Origin of the sequence: Lysobacter sp. FW306-1B-D06B, assembly GCF_038446665.1 — a bacterium.
GTDB lineage: Bacteria > Pseudomonadota > Gammaproteobacteria > Xanthomonadales > Xanthomonadaceae > Lysobacter_J.
On sequence record NZ_CP151802.1, the window covers coordinates 275,623 to 299,634 of the forward strand.

The following is a 24,012-nucleotide window of genomic DNA, read 5'->3' on the forward strand; positions in this document are numbered from 1 at the left end:
AGATCGCGCTTGCTTCAGACGCCCAGCGGATTCGGCTTCTCACCGTCGAGCTTGTACTGCTTGATCGCGCGGGCCACATCCTTCGCCGTCATCTTCCCTTCCGCTGCCAGCGCCGCGATGGCGGCGTGGGCGATGTAGTAGCGGTCCACTTCGAAGTGACGGCGCAGGTTGGCGCGGGTGTCGCTGCGGCCGAAGCCGTCGGTGCCCAGGACGGTGTACTTCATCGGCACGAATTCGCGGATCTGGTTCGCGAAGTTGCGCACGTAGTCCGTGGCGGCAATCGCCGGGCCCTGGCGGCCTTCCAGCAACGTGGTGACGTACGGCTTGCGCTGGGTGCCTTCCGGGTTGAGGCGGTTGAGGCGGATGGCGTCTTCGCCGTCGCGCGCCAGTTCGGTGAAGCTCGGGCAGGACCAGATGTCGGCGGTGACGCCGAAGTCCTTGTCCAGCAGTTCCGCCGCGGCAATGGCTTCGCGAAGGATGGTGCCGCTGCCCATCAGCTGCACGCGCAGTTCGCCCTTCTTGGGCTTGCCGGCGTCCTGCAGCAGGTACATGCCCTTGATGATGCCCTCGCTTGCGCCCTCCGGCATGTCCGGGTGGGCGTAGTTCTCGTTCATCAGGGTGATGTAGTAGTACTCGTCCTGCTGCTCGGTGAGCATGCGCTGCATGCCGTGCTGCAGGATCACCGCGACTTCGAAACCGAACGTGGGGTCGTAGCTGCGGCAGTTCGGGATGGCGCTGGCCAGCAGGTGGCTGTGGCCGTCTTCGTGCTGCAGGCCTTCGCCGTTGATGGTGGTGCGGCCGGCGGTGGCGCCCAGCAGGAAGCCGCGCGCACGCATGTCCGCTGCCTGCCACGCGCTGTCGCCGATGCGCTGGAAGCCGAACATCGAGTAGTAGATGTAGAACGGCAACATCTGCAGGTTGTTGGTGCTGTAGCTGGTGGCGGCGGCCATCCAGCTGGAGAACGCACCTGCTTCGGTGATGCCTTCTTCCAGCACCTGGCCGGCCTCGTCTTCGCGGTAGTACATCAGCTGGTCGCGATCGACCGGCTTGTACTTCTGGCCGTGCTGGGCGTAGATGCCGATCTGGCGGAACAGGCCTTCCATGCCGAACGTGCGCGCCTCATCGGCGACGATCGGCACGCAGCGCGGGCCCACCTGCTTGTCGCGCAGGATGATGTTGAGCGACTGCACGAACGACATCGTGGTGCTGATCTCGCGGTCGCCGCTGCTCTTGAGCAGGCGGTCGAAGGCTTCCAGCTTGGGCACTTCCAGCGATTCGGTGGCCTTGCGGCGACGCTGCGGCAGGTAACCGCCCAGGGCCTTGCGGCGCTCGTGCATGTATTCCACTTCCGGCGACTTCTCGCCCGGGTGGAAGAACGGCACCTTGCCGTCGGCCAGCTGCGCGTCGGTCACCGGGATGTTGAAGCGGTCGCGGAACACGCGCACGGCTTCGTCATCGAGCTTCTTGGTCTGGTGCGTGGGGTTGAGCGATTCGCCCGCCGCGCCCATGCCGTAACCCTTCACCGTCTTGGCGAGGATGACGGTGGGCATGCCCTTGGTGTTCACCGCTTCGTGGTACGCGGCGTAGACCTTGTGCGGGTCGTGGCCGCCGCGGTTGAGGCGCCAGATGTCGTCGTCGCTGAGGTTGGCGACTAGCTGCGCGGTCTCCGGGTACTTGCCGAAGAAGTTCTCGCGCGTGTACTTGCCGCCGAACGCCTTGCAGTTCTGGTATTCGCCGTCGACGGTTTCCATCATCAGCTGACGCAGCTTGCCGGTGGTGTCGCGCGCCAGGAGCGGATCCCAGTAGCTGCCCCAGATGGTCTTGATGACGTTCCAGCCGGCGCCGCGGAACTGGCCTTCCAGTTCCTGGATGATCTTGCCGTTGCCGCGCACCGGGCCGTCAAGACGCTGCAGATTGCAGTTGATGACGAAGACGAGGTTGTCCAGGCCTTCGCGACCGGCCACCGAGATGGCGCCGAGGGATTCGGGTTCGTCCGTCTCGCCGTCGCCGAGGAACGCCCACACCTTGCGGTCGGTCTTGGGCAGCAGGCCGCGGCCTTCCAGGTACTTCCAGTTGCGCGCCTGGTAGATGGCGGCCAGCGGGCCCAGGCCCATCGACACGGTCGGCACCTGCCAGTAGTCCGGCATCAACCACGGGTGCGGATACGACGAGATGCCGCGGCCGTCGACTTCCATGCGGAAGTTGTCGAGCTGGGATTCGCTGATGCGGCCTTCCAGGAACGAGCGGGCGTAGATGCCCGGCGAGCTGTGGCCCTGCACGCCGATGACGTCGCCCGGATGGTCGCCGTCCGGGCCGCGCCAGAAGTGGTTGAAGCCGACGTCATACAACGTGGCGGCCGACGCGAACGACGCGATGTGGCCGCCCAGGTCGCCCGGCTTGCGGTTGGCGCGCACGACCATGGCCAGTGCGTTCCAGCGCAGGATCGAACGGATGCGCCATTCCATCGCGTGGTCGCCGGGGCTCTTGACCTCCAGGTGCGCGGGAATGGTGTTGATGTATTCGGTGGTCGGCGAGAACGGCAGGTGCGCGCCGGCGCGGCGGGTCACTTCGACCATGCCTTCGAGCAGCTGGTGGGCGCGTTCGGCGCCGTCGCGCTCGATGACGGCCTGGACGGACTCGATCCACTCGCGGGTTTCGGTCGGATCCGGGTCGTTCTGGAGGATGTCGGAGATGACAGCGTGGAGAGACGTCATGCGTATCGCGGCCCCTATTGGCCGCGCCTCGTGTGGGGACGGGTTAGAGCATCGATTCTAACAGGGCGATCCGGGCCGCCGGACCCCGTGAACGGGCCGCAGCGTTGCTACGAAAGGCGAATTGCGGCGCGGGTTTGCGTACGGGGGCGGATGGCGTGGGGAGGCACGCGCCCTCTCCCCTTGCGGGAGAGGGACAGGCCGCCGGAGGCGGCCAGGGAGAGGGGGGCCGGGTTGCAGTGACGCGAAGGCGCGTCGGCTGCGCCGACGCTCCCCTCTTCCGCCCTTCGGGCACCTTCTTCCGCAAGGGGAGAAGGAAGCGCAGTCGCCTCGCGCGGCAGGCCGCCGCAACGCCGCCACTAGCGCGGCGGCGCCACCGGCATCCCCAGCACCTGCCGCTGGAATGCCGCCATTTCCGCCCGCGTCACGCGGCCGTCGTGGTCGGCGTCCATGTGTTCGAACAGCGCGCGCGCACCGGCGGCGTGTTCGGCGGCGGTGACCACGCCGTCGCCGTCCAGGTCCATCGGCATCGGGTCGCCGGCCGGCGGCTCAGGCGGTGCCGACGGCGTCGGAACGGGCACGGGTTGCGTTGCCGGAACGGGCGGCACGGGCGCGGTCGGCGTGGTCTGTGCCCAGATCGCGATGGGCACGGCCACAATGGCCAACAGCAGCATTGCTCGGATTGCGACCTTCATGACCCCACCCCTGCAGGACGATTCCGGCCGCCACGTTAACGAGGGGCCCGTGTGCAAACCTTCACGGCGCGCGCACCGACGGCCGGCCGCTGCGCCGCTGGCGTTGGCGCTGTCCGTCGCGCTCGTTGTGCCGGCACACGCGCAGTCGCGCGATTCGGCGACCACGCTCGACACCGTGCAGGTGCTCGGCGCGCGCCACGCGCTGTCTGACTTCCCCGGTTCGATCAGCGTCATCGACGGCGACACGCTGCGCGCGGGTCAGCGCCAGGTATCGCTGTCGGAAGCGCTGGTGCGCGCACCGGGCATCACCGTGCTGGATCGACAGAACTACGCACAGGACTTGCAGGTGCAGAGCCGTGGCTTCGGTGCGCGCTCCACGTTCGGCATTCGCGGGATCAAGCTGATCGTCGACGGCATCCCTTCGTCCGCGCTCGACGGACAAGGCCAGGCGGCGAGCTTCCCGCTGAGCGCACTCGACCGCATCCAGGTGCTGCGCGGTCCGCTCGCGCTGCAATACGGCAACGCCGCAGGCGGGGCGATCGTCGGCGAGACGGCGTTCGACGGGCCTTCGGCGGAGGCCGAAGGCTGGGTCGGTTCGGATTCCAGTGCACGCGGCGCAGCGGGATTCGAAGGCGCGACCGGCGACAACGCATGGCAATGGCGCGCGCTCGGCAGTTACTTCACCACCGACGGCGATCGACCGCACAGCGCGGCGCAACGCACGCAAGTGGACGCCGTCGCGCAGTACACGCCCGATGACGATTCGCGCCTGCGCCTGGTGGCCGGAGGCCTGAGCCAGCCGTACACGGACGACCCGCTGGGCCTCACGCGGGCGCAATGGGAGCGCGATCCGCACGGCACCGATCCCGTCGCGGAGCAGTTCGACACGCGCAAGAAAATCGACAACGCGCAGATCGGCGCGCGATGGGAAGACGCGTACGCGCCGGGTCGCGAATACTGGATCGGCGGTTATGGCGTGAAGCGCGACGTGGTGCAGTTCCTCGCCGTTCCGATCGCGGCACAGCGCGCGCCCGGCAGCGCCGGCGGCGTGATCGACCTGGGGCGCACCTCGGCCGGCATCGACGCGGGGCATCGCTGGAGTTTCGATCGCGGCGCGCTGACGGTGGGCATCGAGTCCGGCTGGCTGGACGAAGCGCGGCGCGGCTACGAGAACTTCGTCGGGACGCAACTCGGCGTTCGCGGCGCACTGCGTCGCGACGAAGACAATCGCATCCGCAGCCTGGATGCCTTCGTGCTCGGCGAGTTGCGCCCGGCCGATGCGTGGACGCTGCTCGGCGCGGTGCGTCGTTCTGAACTGCGGTTCGAATCCGACGACCACTACATCGCGCCCGGCAACGGCGACGACAGCGGATCGCTGGATTACGGCGAGACGGCGGCGGCGCTGGGTGTGTCGCGCGCGTTCGGTTCGGGTGAGGTGTTCGCCAGCGTCGGTCGGGGTTTCGAAACGCCGACGGTGACGGAACTGGCCTACCGGCCCGACGGCAGCGCCGGCTTCAATACCGATCTGCAACCGGCGCACTTCGATACGGCGGAGATCGGCACGCGTTGGCGCGCGGACTCGGTGGAGGCGAGCGTGTCGGCGTACCGCATCGACGGCGAGGACGAGATCGTGCCGGCGACCAACAGCGGCGGCCGCGCGAGTTTCGCCAATGCGGGACGCACGCGCCGCGAGGGCGTGGAAGCGGGCATCGAGGGCCGCCTCCATCGGCAATGGTCGTACGCCCTGACGGCCAACTGGCTGCGCGCGCGCTTCACCGAAGACTTCTCGTACCGCGTGGCGAGCGGTGCGGTGCAGATCGTCGAGGCGGGCAACCGCATCCCCGGCATCCCGCGCGCGAACGGCTACGCGGAACTGGCCTGGAACACGCGCGATGGCCGCACCGTCGCCGCAATGGAAATGCGCGCCAGCGACGGCATGCCCACCGACGACCGCAACACCGACGCCTCCAACGGTTACGCCACTTTCGCGCTGCGCCTGCAATGGCGCGCGGCGGCATCAGGGTGGTATGGCTTCGCGCGCGTGGACAACCTGTTCGACCGCGACTACGCGGGATCGGTGATCGTCAACGAAGGCAATGCGCGGTATTTCGAACCGGCACCAGGGCGCGGTTTCACGCTGGGCCTGGGATGGAAGGCCGGCGGTTGAGCGCGCGCCGGCGTCGCGCGTGAATGCGAGGTGCGACCGGCCGGCGAATTCATCGCAGGCCGGCCATGCGGCGCATCACGCCCGCTTCGGATCGGGGCCGTAGGCGTTCGGACCGCGATTACCTTCCTGCGCCAGCAGGTAGATGAGGTAGAGGCCCACCACCGGGATCAGGGCGATCAGGATGAACCAGCCGCTCTTGCCGATGTCGTGCAAGCGGCGCGCCGCCACGCCCAGGCCAGGCAGCAGCAGTGCCAGCGCGAGGACGCTGGAGATCCACGGCTGCTTGATCATGTTGGCGATGATGCTGACCACCACGGCCAGGATCACGTTCACCAGCACGAACATCCAGTACTCCTTCCTGCGCGCCCGACCGTTGAAGTCGAAGTAGTGATTGCGCACGACCTTCAGGAACCATTCCATAAGCTTGCTGCCTCTGCGTTTGGGGAGCCCCGAGGCTAGAAGCGGCCGCTTGCACGGGACATCAGACGATTCGCAAAGCGGAAGGGACTTTTCCCGATTGACTATCGGCCCGGCATTGAGCCACCCGCCCCCTCCATGCATTGCAAGGCGCGGGGACCGTGCAAATCGCACGGCAATGACGGGCAGCCCGCTACGCTCGCCCGCACTGCTGTCCGATCCGCACGGAGGCCGCCCATGCGTGCGCTGCCGATCGCCCCGCTGTCGATGCGCCGCGCGCTGCTGATATCGGGGCTGGTGATGCTGGTGGCGGGATGCCGCACGGCGCCCCCGCACGAGGCCGCGGTGCCCGACGCCGGAACCGCGACCACCACGCCGCCCGCCGTCACGGTGACACGAGGCGAGTTCACCGTGCCCGCCGACAAGCTGGACGTGTGGAATGCGGTCGGCCAGATCGTCGTGAACATGCGCGGTGTCGAATACCTCGGGCGAGCGCAGATGCTCGACCTGTATTCGCTGCGCTACCGAGGCGTGGAGTTCCTGGTGCTGACCAAGGCGATGACCGCTGCGGAGACGGGCAATCGCACGCTCACGCGCGTCACCGCGACGACATCGGCGGGCAAGCGCATCGACAACGACGCGACGGCCGAGCTGCTCGGCATGCTGCAACGCGAACTGCCGGCGGAAGTCGAGCGCGTCCGCGCGCGCCAGGCGGTGCCGAAGAAGAAGGGGAAGAAACCGTGAAGCCCCGCTGCGTGCCGCGCGACAGAAAGCCGCGCGGCACCGGCATCGTCACGGCATCTGCGCGCCGCCCTGCCCCAACGCCGCGCGGATCTGCGCATCCACTGCGGCGATCGCGGTCATGTTCACCACGCGGCGCGGCGTCGAAGCCGGCGTGAGGATGTGCGCGGGCTTGTCCAGGCCCATGAGGATCGGGCCGATCGCCACGCCCTCGGTCATCACGCGCACCATGTTGTAGGTGATGTTGGCCGCATCGAGGTTGGGCATCACGAACAGGTTGGCGCGGCCCTTGAGCAGCGTGTTGGGGAAGATGCGGTGGCGCAGTTCTTCGTCCCACGCGGTGTCGGCCTGCATCTCGCCGTCGACTTCCAGCTTCGGGTAGCGCTGCTTGATGAGCTGGAACACCTTGCGCATCTTCGCCGCCGACGGGTTGTCGTGGCTGCCGTAGTTGCTGTGCGACAGCAGCGCGACCTTGGGCTCGATGCCGAACAGCTTCAGGCGGAAGGACGCCTGCAGCGCGGCCTCGGCGATCTGCTCGGCCGTCGGGTCGCACTGCACGTGCGTGTCCAGGAAGAACCACACGCCCTGGTCGTTGATGACGCCGGTCATCGCCGCCGTGCCGGTCACGCCGCGGTCGAAATCGAACACGCTGCGCAGGTAGCCCAGCTTCTTGTGGAAGCGGCCGACCAGGCCGCAGATCATCGCGTCGGCTTCGCCGCGCTCGACCATCAGCGCGGCGATCAGCGTCGGACGCGAGCGCAGCAGGTTCTTCGCCGCGGCCGGCGACACGCCTCGACGTTCGGTCAGCGCGTGGTACTGCTGCCAGTAGTCGTTGAAGCGCGGGTCGTCGTTGATGTTGGTCAGTTCGAAATCGATGCCCGCGCGCATGCGCAGGCCCAGGCGCTTGATGCGCGTGTCGATGACGTCCGGACGGCCGATGAGGATGGGATGGGCGAGCTTCTCGTCGATCACCGTCTGCACGGCGCGCAGCACGGTTTCCTCTTCGCCCTCGGCGTAGACCACGCGCTTGCGGTCGCTGCGCGCGCGGTCGTACACGGGCTTCATCACCAGGCCCGTGCGGTAGATGAACGTGCCGAGCTTTTCCTCGTACGCCTCCATGTCTTCCATCGGGCGCGTCGCCACGCCCGACTCCATCGCCGCACGCGCGACGGCCGGCGCCAGCTTCACCAGCAGGCGCGGGTCGAACGGACGCGGGATCAGGTATTCGGCGCCGAACTCCGGCACTTCACCGCCGTAGGCCGCGCCCAGGTCGGCCGATTCCATGCGCGCCAGTTCCGCGATGGCGCGCACGCAGGCGAGCTTCATCGCCTCGTTGATGCCGGTGGCGCCCACGTCGAGCGCGCCGCGGAAGATGTACGGGAAGCACAGCGCGTTGTTGACCTGGTTCGGGTAGTCCGAACGACCGGTGGCGATGATGCAGTCCGGGCGGACCTTCTTCGCGTCTTCCGGCAGGATTTCCGGATAGGGGTTGGCCAGCGCGAGGATGATCGGCTTGTCCGCCATCGCCGCGACCATCTCCGGCTTGAGGATGCCGCCGGCCGACAGGCCCAGGAACACGTCCGCACCGGCGACGATCTCGGCCAGCGAGCGCGCATTCGTATCGCTGGCGTAGCGCGCCTTGTCGGGGTCCAGGTGCGGGCGGCCGGCATAGATCACGCCGTCGCGATCGAAGGCGGTGATGTTCTCCTTCTTCACGCCCAGCGCGACCAGCATGTCCAGGCAGGCGATGCCCGCCGCGCCCGCGCCGGTGGTGGCCAGCTTGATCTGGCCGATGTCCTTGCCCACCACTTCCAATGCGTTGAGCACCGCGGCGCCGACGATGATCGCGGTGCCGTGCTGGTCGTCGTGGAAGACCGGGATCTTCATCCGCTCGCGCAGCTTGCGCTCGACGATGAAGCACTCCGGCGCCTTGATGTCTTCCAGGTTGATGCCGCCGAAGGTCGGCTCCAGGCTGGCGATGATGTCGACCAGCTTGTCCGGATCGCGCTCGTCGATCTCGATGTCGAACACGTCGATGCCGGCGAACTTCTGGAACAGCACGCCCTTGCCTTCCATCACCGGCTTGCCGGCCAGCGGGCCGATGTCGCCCAGGCCCAGCACGGCCGTGCCGTTGCTGATGACCGCCACCAGGTTGCCGCGCGCGGTGAGCTCGCTGGCCAGGCCCGGGTCCTCCACGATCGCCTCGCAGGCGTAGGCCACGCCCGGCGAGTACGCCAGGGCGAGGTCGCGCTGGGTCACCATCGGCTTGGTGGCGGAGACCTTGATCTTGCCGTGGGGCGCGAGGCGGTGGTACTCCAGCGCGGCGTGCTTGAGCTCGTTGGCGGACGACGATTGTTCGGACATCAGGGCGGAAACCACGGTCGGGCCGCCGATTCTAGCCGCTTCGCGCGGGGCGCGAGGACGGCGGGGTATGGCGCAGGTGCGCGGCATTGCCCAGAATTCGACCTTCTTCACGGAGTCGGGGCGCAATGGACAGGAAAGGCCAAGCGGGTGGGTGGCCCGCGATTGCCGTTGCGCTGGCGGTCGCCCTGTTCCAGTTGCCGTTGATCCTCAACCCGGGCTATTTCAGCCACGACGAGCTGCAATGGGCGGCGCACGCCACCGATCCGGCGTTCGCGATGTCGGTGGAAGGCATCTGGCGGGACACGCAGATCTTCCAGTACCGGCCCCTCACCTTCTCGCTGTGGATCTGGCTGTCGCGCCTGTTGTTCGACCAGCCGTTCGCGTTCCATGCCGTCCTGGTGGCGTGGGGAGCGCTCAACGCGGCGATGCTGACCTGCCTGCTGCGCCGCTTCGGCCTCGCGACCCGCCCGGCGGTCGCGGCTGCGCTGGTGTTCGCCATGAGCGCGTTCGCGGTGCAGACCCACGGCTGGATCGGGACCATCGGCGATCTGTCATGGGTCAGCTGCGCCCTGCTGGCCGGCCTGCTGGCCCAGCGCGACGGCGCGCGCTGGGCCCTGGTCGCCGGCTCGGGGGCGCTGACCGCCATCGCGCTGCTGTCGAAGGAAGCGGGCATCGTCATTCCGGCGTTGACCGCCCTGGGCTGGCTGATGCTCGGCCGTCGCCCGGCCTGGGCCTGGGCGACGCTGGGCAGCGGCGTGGTCGCGGCGCTGTACCTGGGGCTGCGCCTGGACGCCATCCTGTTCACCCCGCGCACCACCACCAATTACGAATGGAGCGCCTGGTTCGTGCCGCTGCGCTGGGCCGAGTACCAGCTGTTCCCGCCGATGGCGACGCGGGCGGGCATCACCGGGCTGCTGCCGGAGGGCTTCGCATCCCCGCGGGTGTGGTTCGCGGGCCTGGTGTGGCTCGCGATGGCCTGGACGTTCTGGCGGGCCGGCGCACGCTGGTTGCTGGCTTTCGTGTTGATCGGCGCGGCGGCGCTCGGGCCGGTGCTGATCCTGGCCGAGTCGGCGAACCAGTACGGCTACGGCTTCGCCGCGGCCATCGCCGGTCTGGGCGCGGCGCTGTGGTCGCGTACCGATCGCACCGGTCGCATCGTGCTGGTGCTGGCAGCGCTGCTCAGCGTGTGGCACGGCGTCAACGTCATGCGGCGCATGCACGAGGTGGGTGAGCTGCAGTCGCGGTTCTCGCCGGCGATGGCGCAGGCGGTGTCCGCCGCGGACCACTATCCGGTGCGCCTGCGTGCGCTGGATCCGGGCCAGCACTGGATCTACCTGCGCCTGTCCCACCAGATCCACAGCTACCACGGCGTGGCCATCGGCGATCGCGTGCAGTTGGTCGCCAGCGACGCGCCGGCCGACTACGTGATCGGCAAGGACGGCGCGCTGACACCGGCGCGCTGAGGATTCACAGGTCCGGAACGTGGCCGTCCGCCATGATCCGGTCCATCTGGATCCGGTTGGCGAACAGCGAGAAGGCCAGCATGCCCGCCAGCCCGTTGGCGCGGGCCACCCATTGCGGCAACCAGCGCGCGGGTTTGAGGACGTTGTCGGCGAACAGCGGCTCGAAGCGCTGCACGTCGGCCAGCGTCATCTTGCCGGCGAAGAGCCAGCGGCACAGTTGCAGCTTCTGCTCGCGCAGCGCCCAGCGGAAGAAGGTGTGCACGCCGACCAGCCCGCGCAGGTACACGGTGTCCTTGGTGAACGCGCTGCCGCCCGTGGTCGGCACGCCACGGAACACGCGCTGGGCCGAGGAGAAGCTGTCTTCCGGTGACTGCCCGGCATCGAGGAAATAACGGAACACCTCGATGAAATCCGCACCGCCCAGCGCCATCGCCACGGCCTCGATGCGCAGGCTGATGCGCTTCATGCGGCCGATGTCGATGCTGCCGGTGATCTGCTCGGCGAACGTCGCCAGCCCTTCCTGCGTGGCGGTGATGCGCGGCGAGGACAGCGCCATGCTCGCCAGCACCGGCTGTTCGCGGCCGTTGAGCGCGGTCAGCGAATGCACGAAGGCTTCGTGTTGCAGCAACTGGTGGCGGTCGTAATCGCTGAACGCCGCGCCGTGACGCAGGCGGATGCGCGTGGCGCCGGCCGCGGCCTTGGCGATGAGGTCCGGATCGAGCACCACCTCGATCACGCGTCCGTCGAAGTAGTCGTCGAGTTCGCGCTGCAATTGCAGCTGCAGCGCGGTGGCGGAGATGGTGACGTGCTCGGCCGGGGCCATGAGTTGGTGGTCGAGTTCGTCGGCGATGGAGATGAAATGACGCGCGGCCTCGCGCGTGGTCGGGCCGTCGCCGGGAAGCGCTTCGTCGGGGCGGCCGAACAGCTGCACCGACAGGTCGGTCACCTCGCGCGTGCCCAGGCGTTCGCACAGCGCGGCGGCGATCGACCAGCTGCGTGCGGATTCGATCAGGTATTCACCCAGCGGGTGCGCGGGATCGGCCGCGGCGATGATCGCGTCGAGTTCGGCGCGGGTCTGGCTGAAGTCGAGCCTGGGGTACTCCGGCTGGGGCAGCTTCACCGCGCCGCGTTCGTACTCGGCGAGGAAGTTCGCCTCCTGCCCGGCCGGCCAGCTCACCCGCGCCAGCAGGCGGATGTCCCGCGCGGCGGCGACCATGCGCGCGTCGAGGGCGGCGTGGTGGGCGATGTCGGGGGCGAGGGTGTCCATATCTATCTCTTCCTGCTTGCAGGGAGAGGTTGGGAGGGGACGTGAGGCGCGTCGGCGCCGAGCTCGCCGCGATGCGGCTTCGCGCCCCCTCCCCAACCCTCCCCTGCAAGCAGGGGAGGGAGCAGAACCTCGCGAACTCGCGCGCGCCTAATGCCGCCCATATTTTTCGTCGAGACGCTTGTTGAGCGCCTTGCCGACCACCTTTTCCTCGGCCTTCTGGGCGCGGCGGTTGGCGAGCTTGTTCGCCGCGCCGGCGACCTCGTCGCTGAGCTTGAGGTAGTTGGCGAAGCGCTGCGGATCGAGCTTGCCGGCCTCGATCGCCGCGCGCACCGCGCAGCCGGGCTCCTTGGCGTGCTTGCAGTCGCGGAAGCGGCACTGCTCGGCCAGCGCCTCGACATCGCTGAAATTCTCCGCGACGTCTTCCTCGCCCGTCGGCTTGAGTTCGCGCATGCCGGGCGTGTCGATCAGGCAGGCGCCGGTCGGCAGCGGGATCAGCGCGCGGTGCGTGGTGGTGTGGCGGCCGCGCGAGTCGCTCTGGCGAACGGCGCTGGTCTTCATCTTCTCGATGCCGAGCAAGGTGTTGGTGAGCGTGGATTTGCCCGCGCCGGAACTGCCGATCAGCACCGCCGTGCGGCCCGGCCCGAGCCACTCGCCCAGCGCCGCGACGCTGTCGGGGTCCTTGGCGTTGACCGCGCGCACCGCCACGCCCTGCGCAGCCAGTTCGACCAGCGCCGCCATCGCTTCGGGCAGGGCCTCGGCATCGGTCGCCGTCGCCTGGTCGGCCTTGGTCAGCACGACCACGGGCTCCACGCCGCCGCCGCGCACGAGCAGCAGGTAGCGCTCGATGCGACGCGGATTGAAATCGGCATCCAGGCCGCAGACCACGAACACCGTGTCGACGTTGGCGGCAATCAGCTGCTGCTGGTAGTGCTCGCCTGCGGCGCCGCGCTTGATCGCGCTGCGCCGCGGCAGCAGGGCCACGGCCTTGCGTCCCTCGATGAGCAGCCAGTCGCCCACGCCGGGGCGCTGGTCGATGGTGACCGTGCCCTTGCGATAGCCGGGCGGGCGCTGCCATTCGGGCAGGGACTCGACCGGGAACCCGCTGTCCGGCCCGTCGGCCACCACGTAGCCGCTGCGATGCTGCTCGATCACCCGCGCCGGCCGGGCCTGCGGGTGCTGCGCGATCAGCGCGTGCCACTGCGAGTCGGCCTGCGATGCGCCGTCCGGCGCCGGCGCGTCCGCGGGGAGCGGCCAGCCGATCGCCCGGAGGGCATCGAAGGTGGACATCAAGCGCGGCGCAATGAGGGGGTCATGGCCCGGGATTCTAGTGCGGCCGCGCGGCGGGTGGGGATTCGCGGACGCATCGCGTTGTTCACTGCGTTGGAAGTTTCGAAGGAGATCGCCGGCACTGCAGCGATTTCGGCGGCGGCTTCGGCACCATTCCCGCGGCTTTCATCGCTGTACCCGGCCGCGGTTTCGGCTAGTCTGGGCCTCCGAACCCCCATACATCCCGCAGCAATGTCCCTGCCCCCCGTGAAGACCCGCGAACGCCTCTCCGAAGTCCGTTACGAAATCCGCGGCGAACTGGCACGGCGAGCCCGCGAGCTGGAGGCCCAGGGCCGCAAGCTGATCAAGCTCAACATCGGCAATCCGGGCGCGTTCGGCTTCCGGGCGCCGGAACACCTGCAGCGCGCGATCGCCGACCGCATCAGCGACACCGACCCCTACACCCACCAGCAGGGCCTGCCGCAGGCCCGCGAGGCCATCGCCGCCTTCCACAAGCAGCGCGGCACGCCCAATGCCAGCCCGGAGCGCGTGTTCGTCGGCAACGGCGTGAGTGAGCTGATCGACCTGTCGCTGCGCGCCCTGCTGAACCCGGGCGACGAAGTGCTGCTGCCCTCGCCCGACTACCCGCTGTGGTCGGCCGCGACCATCCTCAACGACGGCCGCCCGGTCTATTACCGCTGCCTGCCGGAGAACGGCTTCCTGCCCGATCCGGACGAGATCGCCTCGCTGGTCTCCAGCCGCACGCGCGCGATCGTGCTGATCAACCCGAACAATCCCACTGGCGCGGCGTACCCGCGCGAGCTGCTGGAGCAGATCGTCGCCATCGCCCAGCGCCACAAGCTGCTGCTGATGTGCGACGAGATCTACGACTCGATCCTGTACGGCGAAGCCAACTTCACGCCGATCGCGCCGATCGCCGGCGACCTGCCGTGCCTGTCCTTCGGCGGCCTGAGCAAGGTGCATCGCGCCTGTGGCTGGCGCGTGGGCTGGGCGGTGCTGTCGGGCGATCCGGTCGCCAGCGGCAACCTGCACCATGCGATGGACCTGCTCGGCGCGCTGCGCCTGTGCGCCAACGTGCCGGGGCAGTTCGCCATCGAAGCCGCGCTGCACGGCGAAGACACCATCGCGCCGCTGTGCGCGCCGGGCGGTCGCCTGTTCGAAGCGCGCCGCGCGGTGATCGAAAGCATCGCGCAGAGCAAACACCTGCAACTGGTCTCGCCGGCCGGTGCGCTGTACGCGTTCCCGGCCGTGACCGGCGACGCCGCGCAGGGCTTCGACGACCACCGCTTCGCGCTGGAATTGCTGGAAACGCAGGACGTGCTCGTCGTCCCGGGTTCGAGCTTCAACGTGCCCTATCGCAACCATTTCCGCGTGACGCTGCTGCCGCAGCCGGACGATCTGCGCGAGGTGTTCCGCCGCATCGAATGCCTGCTCGACCGCTACGCGCAATCCGACGCGCAGGCGGCGGTGGCCTGAGCGACCGGACATGCCGATGTCGAGCCCGCCTGCGCCCGCGCTGTCCTTCCTCGCCCTGGGCGACAGCTACACCATCGGCGAAGGCGTCGCGGAAGCCGGCCGCTGGCCGGTGCAGCTGGCGACCGCGCTGCGTGAAGAAGGCATCGCCCTGGCCGATCCGCGCATCATCGCCACCACCGGCTGGACCACCGACGAGCTCGCCTGGGGCATCGACGGTGCGGAGCCTCTGGGCGAATGGGATTTCGTCACGCTGCTGATCGGCGTGAACAACCAGTACCGCGGCCGCAGCGCCACGGACTACCGCGGCGACTTCGAAGCGCTGTTGCAGCGCGCGATCCGCTACGCGCGTGGTCGCGGCGACCGCGTGCTCGTGTTGTCGATCCCGGACTGGGGCGTCACGCCCTTCGTGAAGACCACGAAGGCCACGCCGCAGACCATCGCCACCGAACTGGACGCCTTCAACGCCGCCGCGCAGGTGGTGTGCGAGGCGCACGGCGTGACCTTCGTCGACATCACGCCGGTGTCGCGCGAGCGTGGCGCGGAGCCTGAGATGCTCGCCGAGGACGGCCTGCATCCTTCGGCCGCGATGTACACGCTGTGGACCGCGCTGGCGTTGCCGGCCGCCCGCGCGTTGCTGCAGCGCTGAGGACCGGGACATGCGTGTCGATGGCCTGATCCGCCCGCTGCCCGCGCAACGCGCCGAGGACATCGCGCGCGCCTTCATGCCGCGCTGGAACGTTCGCTACGACTACTACTACGCGCGCACCAAGCTCGGCACCGATCCGCTGTATCCCGGCGTGTGCGATGTCCTGCGCGGCACGCGCGCGCCGCTGCTCGACATCGGCTGCGGGCTGGGCCTGCTCGCCCACGCGCTGCGCGCGGACGGACAGACGATGCCCTACCGCGGCTACGACAACGATGCCAGCAAGGTCGAACGCGCGCGTCGGGCGTCGCAGCGGCGGGAGCTGGCGGACGTCGAGTTCGGCACCGCCGACCTCGGCGCCGAACTGCCGACGCATCGCGGCAGCGTCGCGCTGCTGGACGTGATGCAGTTCGTGCCCGCCGACGCGCAGATGCGCGCCATCGATACGTTCATCGGCATGCTCGAACCCGGCGCGAAGCTGGTGATCCGCACCGGCCTGGCCGACGGCAGCCACCGTGCGCAGGTCACGCGTGCCGTCGACATCTTCGCCAAAGTGGTGGGCTGGATGAATGCCGCGCCGATCCACTACCCGGATGCGGAGATGCTGCGCGCGCGCTTCCTCGCCGCCGGCCTGCATTCCGAGTTCATACCGCTGCGCGGCAACACGCCGTTCAACAACTGGCGCATCGTCGCCACGCGTGCGGGTTAGGCGGCGGCGGGCAGGGTTTCGATGTCTTCGGGCAACACGGTGCGGTAACCCAGCGCGTCGAGCCGGCCCAGCAGCGCGGCCAGGGTTTCGACATTGCGCCCGTGTGCGGCGCCTTCGTGCAGCAGGACGATCGCGCCGGGGGCGAGATCGCGCTCGATGCGCGCCACCACGCCGGCCGGATCGCGCAGCACGGCGTCGTACCCGCGCGCCGACCACGCCACGCGCGCCAGCCCGTGGCGCTTGAGCTGCGCGGCCACGAACGGATTCGCCATTCCCACCACCGCACGGAACCAGCGCGGACGCGTGCCGGTGAGGAAGGTCAGCGCGGACTGCGCCTGGTCGATCTGCGCGCGCATCGCATGCGGCGGCAACGCCCAGAACCAGGCCTGCGGATGCGTGTGGCTGTGTTGGCCGATGCCGTGGCCGCGGCGGACGATCTCCGCCACCAACTCCGGCCGCGCCTGCGCACGCGCGCCGACCAGGAAGAACGTGGCCCGCGCGCGGTGGGCGTCGAGCAGGTCGAGGATGGCGCGGGTGTCGTCGGAGGGGCCATCGTCGATGGTGAGCCAGACGGCGCGGTCGCCGGTCGGCAGCCGGTTCAGGACCGGACTGAGCACGCGCGACTGCGGGCGCAGCGTGGCCCAGACCAGCGCCAGGTGCGTGACGGCGAGCGTCGGCAGGCCGGCCTTCCAGCCCCAGGCCCACCAGATCGCGATCACCGCCAATTGCGAGGCGATGAAGACCCAGGCCCAGGCGTGCGGGTGGCGGGGAGGCTGATGGAACGAAACGGGAGGCATGGGGCGATGGTACGGGAACGCCCCAGGCCTCTCAGCGCTGCCTTTGTTCTTCCCTTCTCCCGACGTGGGAGAAGGTGGCGCGGAGCGCCGGAAGAGGGGCGCGCGCAGCGCGTGCCTTTACAGCGCCCCCCTCTCCCTGGCTCGCTCCGCGAGCCTGTCCTCTCCCGCAAGGGGAGAGGGGTGCGGAGTCGAGAGGGAGTGCGCCGCGCTTGCCAAACGCCCGCCTCGCCCCCACATGCACCCCATTCCCACCGCATCCGGTAGCCCGCCCATGTCGCTCGACCCCGCGCTGCGTTCGCGCATCGAAACCCTGCTGCAGTCCAACCGCGTCGTCCTGTTCATGAAGGGCGCGCCCGAGGCACCGCAGTGCGGTTTCTCGGCCAAGGCCGTCGGCGTGCTCAACGCGCTGCTGCCGCAGGGCTACGCGCACGTGAACGTGCTGGCCGACGCGGAGATCCGCGAGGGCATCAAGCAGTACGGCAACTGGCCGACGATCCCGCAGCTGTACATCGACGGCGAACTGGTCGGCGGCAGCGACATCGTCGAGCAGATGGCCGGCAGCGGCGAGCTGCACAGCGCGCTCGGCCTGCCGCCGCCGGACCGCAGCCCGCCCGAGCTGAGCATCACCCCCGCCGCGCTGGAGATGCTGCGCAGCGCCATCGCCAACGCCGGTGGCGGCTATGCGGTGCAGATCGACGTCGATGCGCGCCATACCGTGCGCCTGCAACTGGCGCCGACGGATGCCAACGCGGTGGCGGTCGAAGTCGAGGGCGTGCGCCTGCAGACCGATCCGCTGCAGGCGCGTCGCGCCGACGGCATCACCATCGACTGGGTCGACGACCAGCGCGGTCGCGGCCTGTCGGTGCATCACCCGCTCGCCGCGCCGCCGGTGCGCGAGATCACCCCGCACGAGGTCGACGCGCGCGTGCGCGCCGGTGCGCTGCGCCTGGTCGACGTGCGCCCGGCGGCGGAACGCGCCTTCGCCACCGCGCCGGTCGCCTTCGACACGCTCGACCACGGCACCGACGCCCTGCAGGCGTTGCCGAAGGACACGCCGCTGGCGTTCCTGTGCCACCACGGCGGTCGCAGCCAGCAGGCGGCGGAACACTTCCGCGGCCTGGGTTTCCGCGAGGTCTACAACATCGTCGGCGGCATCGACGCATGGGCCGACTTCGACGCGGGGATTCCGAAGTACTGATTCGGGAAAATCGGGAATCGGGAATCGGGAATCGGGATTCGGGATTCGGGATTCGGGATTCGGGATTCGGGATTCGGGATTCGGGATTCGGGATTCGGGATTCGGGAAAGCGTTTCAGAAGCCGTCATCCCGGCGAAGGCCGGGACCCAGGCCCGCACCCTCTCAGTCGTCCGATCGTCATCCCCGCGAAGGCGGGGATCCAACTGTCCGATCCCTCACGCCCTCCGTCGAGTGCGATCCGCCTGCGCGCTGGATCCCCGCCTTCGCGGGGATGACCGCATGGCTCATCGAGGTTCCAATCCCTCAGAATCCCCCGCCCGCATCCAGCCATTCGCGCTCCTCGGCCGTAGAGTCGCGGCCGAGCACGCAATTGCGATGCGGGAAGCGGCCGAAACGCGCGATCACGTCGCGATGCCGGCGTGCATAGTCGAGATAGCTCGCGCCCGACTCGCCCCCCAGCGTCGAGGTCAGCGCGACCGAGCGTTCCTGGTCGGCCATCGCTTCGGAATGCTCGAAGGGCATGTAGAAGAACGGCCGCAGCGCCGGATCGACGACGACATCGTCGCCGCGATCGATCGCACGCGCGGCGTAGTGGCGCGCGAGCGAGTCGGTGGCGAACGCGTGCCCGCTGTTGCGGAAGACATTGCGCGGTATCTGGTCGAGCAGGATCACCAGCGCCAGCGCACCTTCGGCGGAGTCCATCCAGTGTTCGTGTTCGCGCTGCGCGGCGGCGAAATGCGCGTCGAGGAAATCACGGCGGCAGCGCGCGTCGAAACCGTCGTCGCGCGAGAACCAGCGGTCGTATCCGGCCTCGTGCCAGAAGGCGAGGACGTCGTGCGGTGCGATGGACATGCGCGGCTCGTCGAAGTGGGGCCCGTAGGGTAACGGACACGCGCGGGCGACACGCCCGCAACGCCGTCACACCGACTCGTCGCCCAGCTGCGTCTCCAGCTCGTTCGTCCACAGTTCGGTGACGCTTTCCAGCGTGACGGCGTGGATCAGCGGACGGATCGAACCGCCTGCGTAGGACTGCGAAACGAAGCGCGCATAGCGATCGCGGAACTGCAGCCAGCTGCGGTGCGCATCGTCGAAGATGGCGAGCGTTTCCTCGTCGAGCTGGCGGCGAAGATGCGCCACCACCGTGCCCAGGCGCGCGTCGGCACGCTGGAATTCGTCCAGCGCCTGCTGGTTCATGTCGTGCTGGGTCACTGCGATGTCGTCGCTTTGGCGCGCGACTTCCTCGGCCTTGCTGAAGTAGTTGTCGGCGATGCGCGCGGCGGTCTCGGCCTTGCCGATCAGGCGCTGCTCCAGGCGGCGCAGGTCGTCGAGGTTGGTGTTGGATTCGTCCAGGCCCGTCTTGAGGTCGAGGAGCTTCTGGTTGCGCTCGATCGCCTCCACCGCGCCGCGCCTCTCCACCCGGCGCTGGATGAAATAGAACATCCAGGTCAGTGCGGCGCCCAGCGCCAGGTACACCAGCTTCTCCATGATCACGCCCCCTCTCTCGTCCAGGCGCCCAGTGTGCCCGGAGGAGGTCGCAGGCGATGCGACCCCGGGCTCGCGGGCCGCGCCAGGGTATTCAGGTGGCGGTGGCCGAGCTGGCTGGGGCCCAGGCGTGGCCGGCCCGGATGAACGCGAAACGTTCCCACTGAGTGTGACCCTCGTCCACGCGACCTTGACGTCGGCTGCACAAGACTGAATCCGCGCCCTTCGTGGAAGGCCCACCGGGCCTTCGATACCCTCACCTGGAGCCGCGCCGATTCCCCCGCTCCGCTTCCCATCCTGAGGGAAATCCCATGAAGCACATGCTCCTCGCCGCCCTCCCGCTGGCGGCCCTGTTCATTCCCGTTTCCGCCACCGCGCAGGCTTACAACTGTTATCTGGTCTGCAGCCCGCCACGGGTGTACTGCGTGCCCGCCGGACAGCCGTTGCCGCCGATCTACAAGATCTGCGGCCCATCCTCGGGAACGCCCGACACGCAGTCCCTGAGTGCTTCGCTGCAGCCGGCCGCATCGGCACCGCCACCGGCCTGCGTGGCAGAGCAGGTGTTCAACGAAGACACCCAGACCACCGAATGGCAGATGGCGTGCGATTGACCCGCAACGCCGCGGCTCGTCGCGAAGGCCGGCATCCGCCGGCCTTCGCTTTTTGCGTCATTCGTCGAAGCGCAGGTGTCGCACCGACTTGCCGTTGCGACGGATCAGCCGCAGCGCTTCGATGCCGACGTTGATGTGGTTGTCGACATAGTCGGCGCTGACGCGCGCATCCGACGCTTCGGTCTTCACGCCCTCGGGAATCATCGGCTGGTCCGACACCAACAGCAGCGCGCCGCACGGAATACGGTTGGCGAAGCCGGCGGCGAAGATCGTCGCAGTCTCCATGTCGATGGCCATGCAGCGCATCGCGCGCAGACGCTCCTTGAAGGCTTCGTCGTGCTCCCAGACGCGGCGGTTGGTCGTGTAGACCGTGCCGGTCCAGTAGTCGTGGCCGAGGTCGCGAATCATCGTCGACACCGCGCGCTGCAACGCGAACGCCGGCAGTGCCGGCACCTGCGGCGGCAGGTAGTCGTCGCTGGTGCCTTCGCCGCGGATCGCCGCGATCGGCAGGATCAGGTCGCCCAGCAGGTTCTTCTTCTTCAGTCCGCCGCACTTGCCCAGGAACAGCACGGCCTTGGGCGAGATCGCGCTGAGCAGGTCCATGATGGTCGCGGCATTGGGACTGCCCATGCCGAAGTTGATCATCGTGATGCCGTCGTGCGTGCAGCTGGGCATCGGACGGTCCATGCCGACCACGGGCGCGCCGGTCATGCTGGCGAACTTGCCGACGTAGCCGCCGAAGTTGGTCAGCAGGATGTGTTCGCCGAACTGGTCCAGCGGCACGCCGGTGTAGCGCGGCAGCCAGTTGTCGACGATCTGTTCCTTGTCTTTCATGGCGGGATTCGGGATTCGGGAATGGGGATTCGCAGAAGCATACGGCCGCGAATGCAGGCAGAGGTAGCCGTCTGCCTGCGCGTCAGGATGCAGGTGCGCCTCCGTGACCGCATTCACCAATCCGGAATCTCGAATCTCCAATCCCGAGCGCCATGACCATCGTCAGGGTTGGCATCCCGCCGCCGCCGCGGCTACGGTGCGAAGGTTACGAGCCGCACTTTCCCCGGGGACATCCATGCTTCGACCTTTGACCGCCGCGCTCGTCGCGGTGCTGTCGATCGGCTCCGCGTACGCCGCGGAGTCCGGATCGACCGCTTCCAAGTCCCGCTTCATCGAGGACCCGTATCCCAGCACCTACCAGCGCATCGCCGCCGCGCCGGTGCTCATTTCCGGCGCGACCGTGCTCACCGGCACCGGCCAGCGCCTCGACGGCGCGGACGTGCTGCTGCAGGACGGCAAGGTCGTCGCGGTCGGGCCGTCGCTGCAGGCCCCGGCCGGCGCGACCCGTGTGGACGGCACCGGCAAGTGGGTGACGCCGGGCCTGATCGACGTGCATTCGCACCTGGGCGTGTACCCGAGTCCCGGCGTCAGCGCGCACAGCGACGGCAATGAAATGACCGGCGCGGTGACCTCCAACGTCTGGGCCGAGCATTCGATCTGGCCGCAGGACCCGGGCTTCGCCACCGCGCTGGCCGGCGGCATCACCTCGCTGCAGGTGCTGCCCGGCTCGGCCAATCTGGTCGGCGGGCGCGGCGTGACGTTGAAGAACGTTGCCGCCACGACGTACCAGGCGATGAAATTCCCCGGCGCGCCGTGGGGCGTGAAGATGGCCTGCGGCGAGAACCCCAAGCGCGTCTACGGCCAGAAGAGCGGCCCGGCCACGCGCATGGGCAACGTCGCCGGCTACCGCGCGGCGTTCATCGACGCCAGTGAGTACCTGCGCAAGAACGGCGGCAAGAAGGCGGCCGAGGGCGAGCCGAAGAAGAAGCGCTGGTGGTCCAGCTCCAACGGCAACGCCGACAGCGAGAAGGACACCGGCGGCAAGCGCGACCTGAAGATGGACACGCTGGCCGGCGCGATCAACGGCGACATCCAGGTGCACATCCACTGCTACCGCGCCGACGAGATGGCGGTGATGCTCGACCTCGCCAAGGAGTTCGGCTTCAAGGTCGCCGCGTTCCACCACGGCGTGGAGGCCTACAAGCTGGCCGACCGCCTCGCCGCCGAGAACGTCTGCGGCGCGCTGTGGGCCGACTGGTGGGGCTTCAAGATGGAGGCCTTCGACGGCATCCAGGAGAACCTCGCCCTGGTCGACCGCCCGCCCAACAGCTGCGCGATCGTGCATTCGGATTCGGAGGAAGGCATCCAGCGCCTCAACCAGGAAGCGGCGAAGGTGATGGCCCATGCGCAGTTGGTCGGCATGGACATCCCGCCGGAGCGGGCGATCCGCTGGATGACGCAGAACGCGGCCAAGTCGCTGGGCATCCTCGACAAGACCGGCACGCTGGAGGCCGGGAAGATGGCCGACGTGGTCGTCTGGAACGGCAATCCCTTCAGCGTCTACGCCCACGCCGAGCAGGTCTACATCGACGGCGCGCGCGTGTTCGACCGCAACGACCGTTCGCGCCAGCCGGTGTCGGACTTCATGATCGGCCAGGGCGCCGCTGCCAACGGAGGTGTCCAGTGAGGCGCTTCATCGATACACGCTTCATCCAGCTGGGTCGCTCGCGGCACAACCGCCCGACCGACACGTTCGACCTGGCCTGCTGCGAACGCGAGGCCGGCTGGTCGTACTTCCATTCCTCCGGCCGCAGCTTCCTGCTGATCGGCCTGCTGCTGGCGTCGATGTCCGCCGGTGCGCAGGAACTGCTGATCCGCAACGCGACCGTGCACACCGCCGGCGCGCAGGGCACGTTGAAGAACGCCGACGTACTGGTCTCCGGCGGCACGATCCGCGCCGTCGGCACGGGGCTTTCCGCGCCGGCCGGCGCGCAGGTGATCGACGCGCAGGGCAAGCCGGTGACGCCGACGCTGTTCGGCGGCATCACCGAGATCGGGCTGGAGGAAGTCTCCGGCGAGAAGGCCACCGTCGACGACACGCTCGCACTGGGCGCCGACACCAAGCAGATGACGGTGCGGCCGGAGTTCGACGTGACGCTGGCCTTCAATCCGGATTCGATCCTGATTCCGGTGACGCGCATCGAGGGCATCGGCTGGACGCTGCTGGGCGCGGGCACCGCGACGGGCGGTTCGATCGTCGCGGGCCAGGGCGGCGTGGTGCGGCTGGACGGCAGCGCCGATCCGATCGGGCCGCGCGAGCTGTTCCTGCGCATCGGCGGTGATGCGGCCGGGCTGTCGGGCAATTCGCGCGCGGCGCAGTGGATGATCCTGGACCAGTTGATCGACGAGGTGCGCGGGCGCATTCCGCCGGACGCCAACGCCGCGCTGCTGACGCCGGCCGGTCGCGCCGCGCTGGGCAGGTACATCGGCGGCGGCGGTCGCGTGGTGGTGGCGGTGGATCGCGCCGCCGACATCCGCCAGCTGCTGCGCTGGTCGGAGCGTCACAACGTGCGCGTGGCCATCGCCGGCGGCGCCGAGGCCTGGCGCGTGGCGCCGATGCTGGCGAGCGCGAAGGTGCCGGTGTTCGTCAATCCACTGGGGAATCTGCCGTCGGACTTCGACCAGATCGGCGCGACGATGGAAAACGCGGCGCGGCTGCGCGCGGCGGGCGTGCAGGTGGGCTTCTCGCAGGCGGGCGATGCCTCGCACAACGCGCGCAAGATCCGCCAGCTGGCCGGCAACGCGGTCGCCAACGGCTTGTCGTGGGAGGACGGCCTTGCCGGCCTCACGCGTGTGCCGGCGGAGACGTTCGGCGTCGCCGACCGCATCGGCACCATCGCTCCGGGCAAGCGCGCGGACCTGGTGCTGTGGAGCGGCGATCCGCTGGAAGTGAACACCGTCGCCATGCAGGTGTGGATGGACGGCCGCGCGATCCCGATGCGCAGTCGCCAGACCGAACTGCGCGACCGCTACCTGCGCACCGGCACACCGGCGGCGGAAGGCGGCTTGCCGCGGGCGTATCCGGCGCAGGGTCGCTGAAGCTTCAAGCCCCTCTCCCATCGGGAGAGGGGTTGGGGTGAGGGGCAACGG

The 24,012-nt window shown here is 69.0% G+C and carries 20 protein-coding genes; 10 read left to right on the forward strand and 10 right to left on the reverse strand.

Going from position 1 to position 24,012, the window contains the following annotated elements; all coding sequences use genetic code 11:
• Window positions 1-14: 14 nt before the first annotated feature.
• On the reverse strand, window positions 15-2,714 hold the full coding sequence (gene aceE / locus AAFF32_RS01345) for a pyruvate dehydrogenase (acetyl-transferring), homodimeric type (RefSeq protein WP_342316232.1): 2,700 nt from the start codon (window positions 2,712-2,714) through the stop codon (window positions 15-17).
• Between the two features lie 356 nt (window positions 2,715-3,070).
• Window positions 3,071-3,406, reverse strand: a complete 336-nt coding sequence (locus AAFF32_RS01350) for a hypothetical protein (RefSeq protein WP_216965632.1) — start codon at window positions 3,404-3,406, stop codon at window positions 3,071-3,073.
• Here AAFF32_RS01350 and AAFF32_RS01355 point away from each other — a divergent pair.
• Window positions 3,405-5,573 carry a TonB-dependent receptor gene (locus tag AAFF32_RS01355; RefSeq protein ID WP_342316233.1) on the forward strand — a complete coding sequence of 723 codons (2,169 nt, stop codon included), beginning with the start codon at window positions 3,405-3,407 and terminating at the stop codon, window positions 5,571-5,573. The genes AAFF32_RS01350 and AAFF32_RS01355 overlap by 2 nt on opposite strands.
• Before the next feature lie 75 nt (window positions 5,574-5,648).
• Here AAFF32_RS01355 and AAFF32_RS01360 read toward each other — a convergent pair whose 3' ends face one another.
• Window positions 5,649-5,993, reverse strand: coding sequence for a DUF805 domain-containing protein (locus AAFF32_RS01360; RefSeq protein ID WP_216965628.1), 345 nt, complete (start codon window positions 5,991-5,993; stop codon window positions 5,649-5,651).
• Window positions 5,994-6,227: 234 nt separating this feature from the next.
• On the opposite strand from AAFF32_RS01360, the gene AAFF32_RS01365 reads away from it, so the two are divergent.
• Window positions 6,228-6,734: a hypothetical protein gene (locus AAFF32_RS01365; RefSeq protein WP_216965626.1), complete on the forward strand. Its 507-nt coding sequence runs from the start codon at window positions 6,228-6,230 to the stop codon at window positions 6,732-6,734.
• 48 nt (window positions 6,735-6,782) lie between these two features.
• On the opposite strand, the gene AAFF32_RS01370 is transcribed toward AAFF32_RS01365, so the two are convergent.
• The gene (locus AAFF32_RS01370) at window positions 6,783-9,095 is read right to left on the reverse strand and encodes an NADP-dependent malic enzyme (RefSeq protein WP_342316234.1); all 2,313 of its coding nucleotides are present in this window, start codon (window positions 9,093-9,095) and stop codon (window positions 6,783-6,785) included.
• A gap of 125 nt (window positions 9,096-9,220) precedes the next feature.
• On the opposite strand from AAFF32_RS01370, the gene AAFF32_RS01375 reads away from it, so the two are divergent.
• Window positions 9,221-10,558 (forward strand): hypothetical protein, encoded by a 1,338-nt coding sequence (locus AAFF32_RS01375; RefSeq protein ID WP_342316235.1) that lies wholly within the window; start codon window positions 9,221-9,223, stop codon window positions 10,556-10,558.
• A 4-nt stretch (window positions 10,559-10,562) separates the two neighbouring features.
• On the opposite strand, the gene AAFF32_RS01380 is transcribed toward AAFF32_RS01375, so the two are convergent.
• Window positions 10,563-11,825 carry a flavohemoglobin expression-modulating QEGLA motif protein gene (locus AAFF32_RS01380; protein WP_216965620.1) on the reverse strand — a complete coding sequence of 421 codons (1,263 nt, stop codon included), beginning with the start codon at window positions 11,823-11,825 and terminating at the stop codon, window positions 10,563-10,565.
• 147 nt (window positions 11,826-11,972) lie between these two features.
• On the reverse strand, window positions 11,973-13,112 hold the full coding sequence (rsgA, locus tag AAFF32_RS01385; protein WP_216965618.1) for a ribosome small subunit-dependent GTPase A: 1,140 nt from the start codon (window positions 13,110-13,112) through the stop codon (window positions 11,973-11,975).
• Between the two features lie 231 nt (window positions 13,113-13,343).
• Between rsgA and AAFF32_RS01390 the strand changes: the two genes are divergently transcribed.
• Genes AAFF32_RS01390 through AAFF32_RS01400 form a run of 3 tightly spaced genes read left to right on the forward strand, consistent with a single transcriptional unit; the run spans window position 13,344 to window position 15,940 of the window.
• Window positions 13,344-14,588: an aminotransferase class I/II-fold pyridoxal phosphate-dependent enzyme gene (locus tag AAFF32_RS01390; RefSeq protein ID WP_216965616.1), complete on the forward strand. Its 1,245-nt coding sequence runs from the start codon at window positions 13,344-13,346 to the stop codon at window positions 14,586-14,588.
• A 16-nt stretch (window positions 14,589-14,604) separates the two neighbouring features.
• Window positions 14,605-15,234, forward strand: a complete 630-nt coding sequence (locus AAFF32_RS01395; protein WP_342316237.1) for an SGNH/GDSL hydrolase family protein — start codon at window positions 14,605-14,607, stop codon at window positions 15,232-15,234.
• Window positions 15,235-15,271: 37 nt separating this feature from the next.
• Entirely contained in the window at window positions 15,272-15,940 is a 669-nt protein-coding gene (locus AAFF32_RS01400) for a class I SAM-dependent methyltransferase (protein ID WP_216966124.1), read from the forward strand.
• Here the strand turns inward: AAFF32_RS01400 and AAFF32_RS01405 are convergent.
• Entirely contained in the window at window positions 15,937-16,737 is an 801-nt protein-coding gene (locus tag AAFF32_RS01405) for a polysaccharide deacetylase family protein (RefSeq protein WP_342316239.1), read from the reverse strand. The two genes, AAFF32_RS01400 and AAFF32_RS01405, sit on opposite strands and share 4 nt — an antisense overlap.
• 271 nt (window positions 16,738-17,008) lie before the next feature.
• On the opposite strand from AAFF32_RS01405, the gene grxD reads away from it, so the two are divergent.
• On the forward strand, window positions 17,009-17,935 hold the full coding sequence (gene grxD, locus AAFF32_RS01410; protein WP_216965605.1) for a Grx4 family monothiol glutaredoxin: 927 nt from the start codon (window positions 17,009-17,011) through the stop codon (window positions 17,933-17,935).
• A gap of 303 nt (window positions 17,936-18,238) precedes the next feature.
• Here grxD and AAFF32_RS01415 read toward each other — a convergent pair whose 3' ends face one another.
• A complete protein-coding gene (locus AAFF32_RS01415; RefSeq protein WP_342316241.1) occupies window positions 18,239-18,787 on the reverse strand; it encodes a DUF924 family protein in 549 nt (182 codons plus the stop codon).
• A gap of 66 nt (window positions 18,788-18,853) precedes the next feature.
• Window positions 18,854-19,420 (reverse strand): lysozyme inhibitor LprI family protein, encoded by a 567-nt coding sequence (locus AAFF32_RS01420; protein WP_216965600.1) that lies wholly within the window; start codon window positions 19,418-19,420, stop codon window positions 18,854-18,856.
• 308 nt (window positions 19,421-19,728) lie between these two features.
• Here AAFF32_RS01420 and AAFF32_RS01425 point away from each other — a divergent pair, with 308 nt between their 5' ends.
• The gene (locus AAFF32_RS01425; protein WP_216965598.1) at window positions 19,729-20,028 is read left to right on the forward strand and encodes a hypothetical protein; all 300 of its coding nucleotides are present in this window, start codon (window positions 19,729-19,731) and stop codon (window positions 20,026-20,028) included.
• A 57-nt stretch (window positions 20,029-20,085) separates the two neighbouring features.
• Here AAFF32_RS01425 and AAFF32_RS01430 read toward each other — a convergent pair whose 3' ends face one another.
• Window positions 20,086-20,862 carry an AMP nucleosidase gene (locus AAFF32_RS01430; protein WP_216965597.1) on the reverse strand — a complete coding sequence of 259 codons (777 nt, stop codon included), beginning with the start codon at window positions 20,860-20,862 and terminating at the stop codon, window positions 20,086-20,088.
• A gap of 235 nt (window positions 20,863-21,097) precedes the next feature.
• Between AAFF32_RS01430 and AAFF32_RS01435 the strand changes: the two genes are divergently transcribed.
• The gene (locus AAFF32_RS01435; RefSeq protein ID WP_216965595.1) at window positions 21,098-22,549 is read left to right on the forward strand and encodes an amidohydrolase; all 1,452 of its coding nucleotides are present in this window, start codon (window positions 21,098-21,100) and stop codon (window positions 22,547-22,549) included.
• 131 nt (window positions 22,550-22,680) lie between these two features.
• Window positions 22,681-23,961, forward strand: coding sequence for an amidohydrolase family protein (locus AAFF32_RS01440; protein ID WP_254200995.1), 1,281 nt, complete (start codon window positions 22,681-22,683; stop codon window positions 23,959-23,961).
• Window positions 23,962-24,012 lie beyond the last annotated feature (51 nt).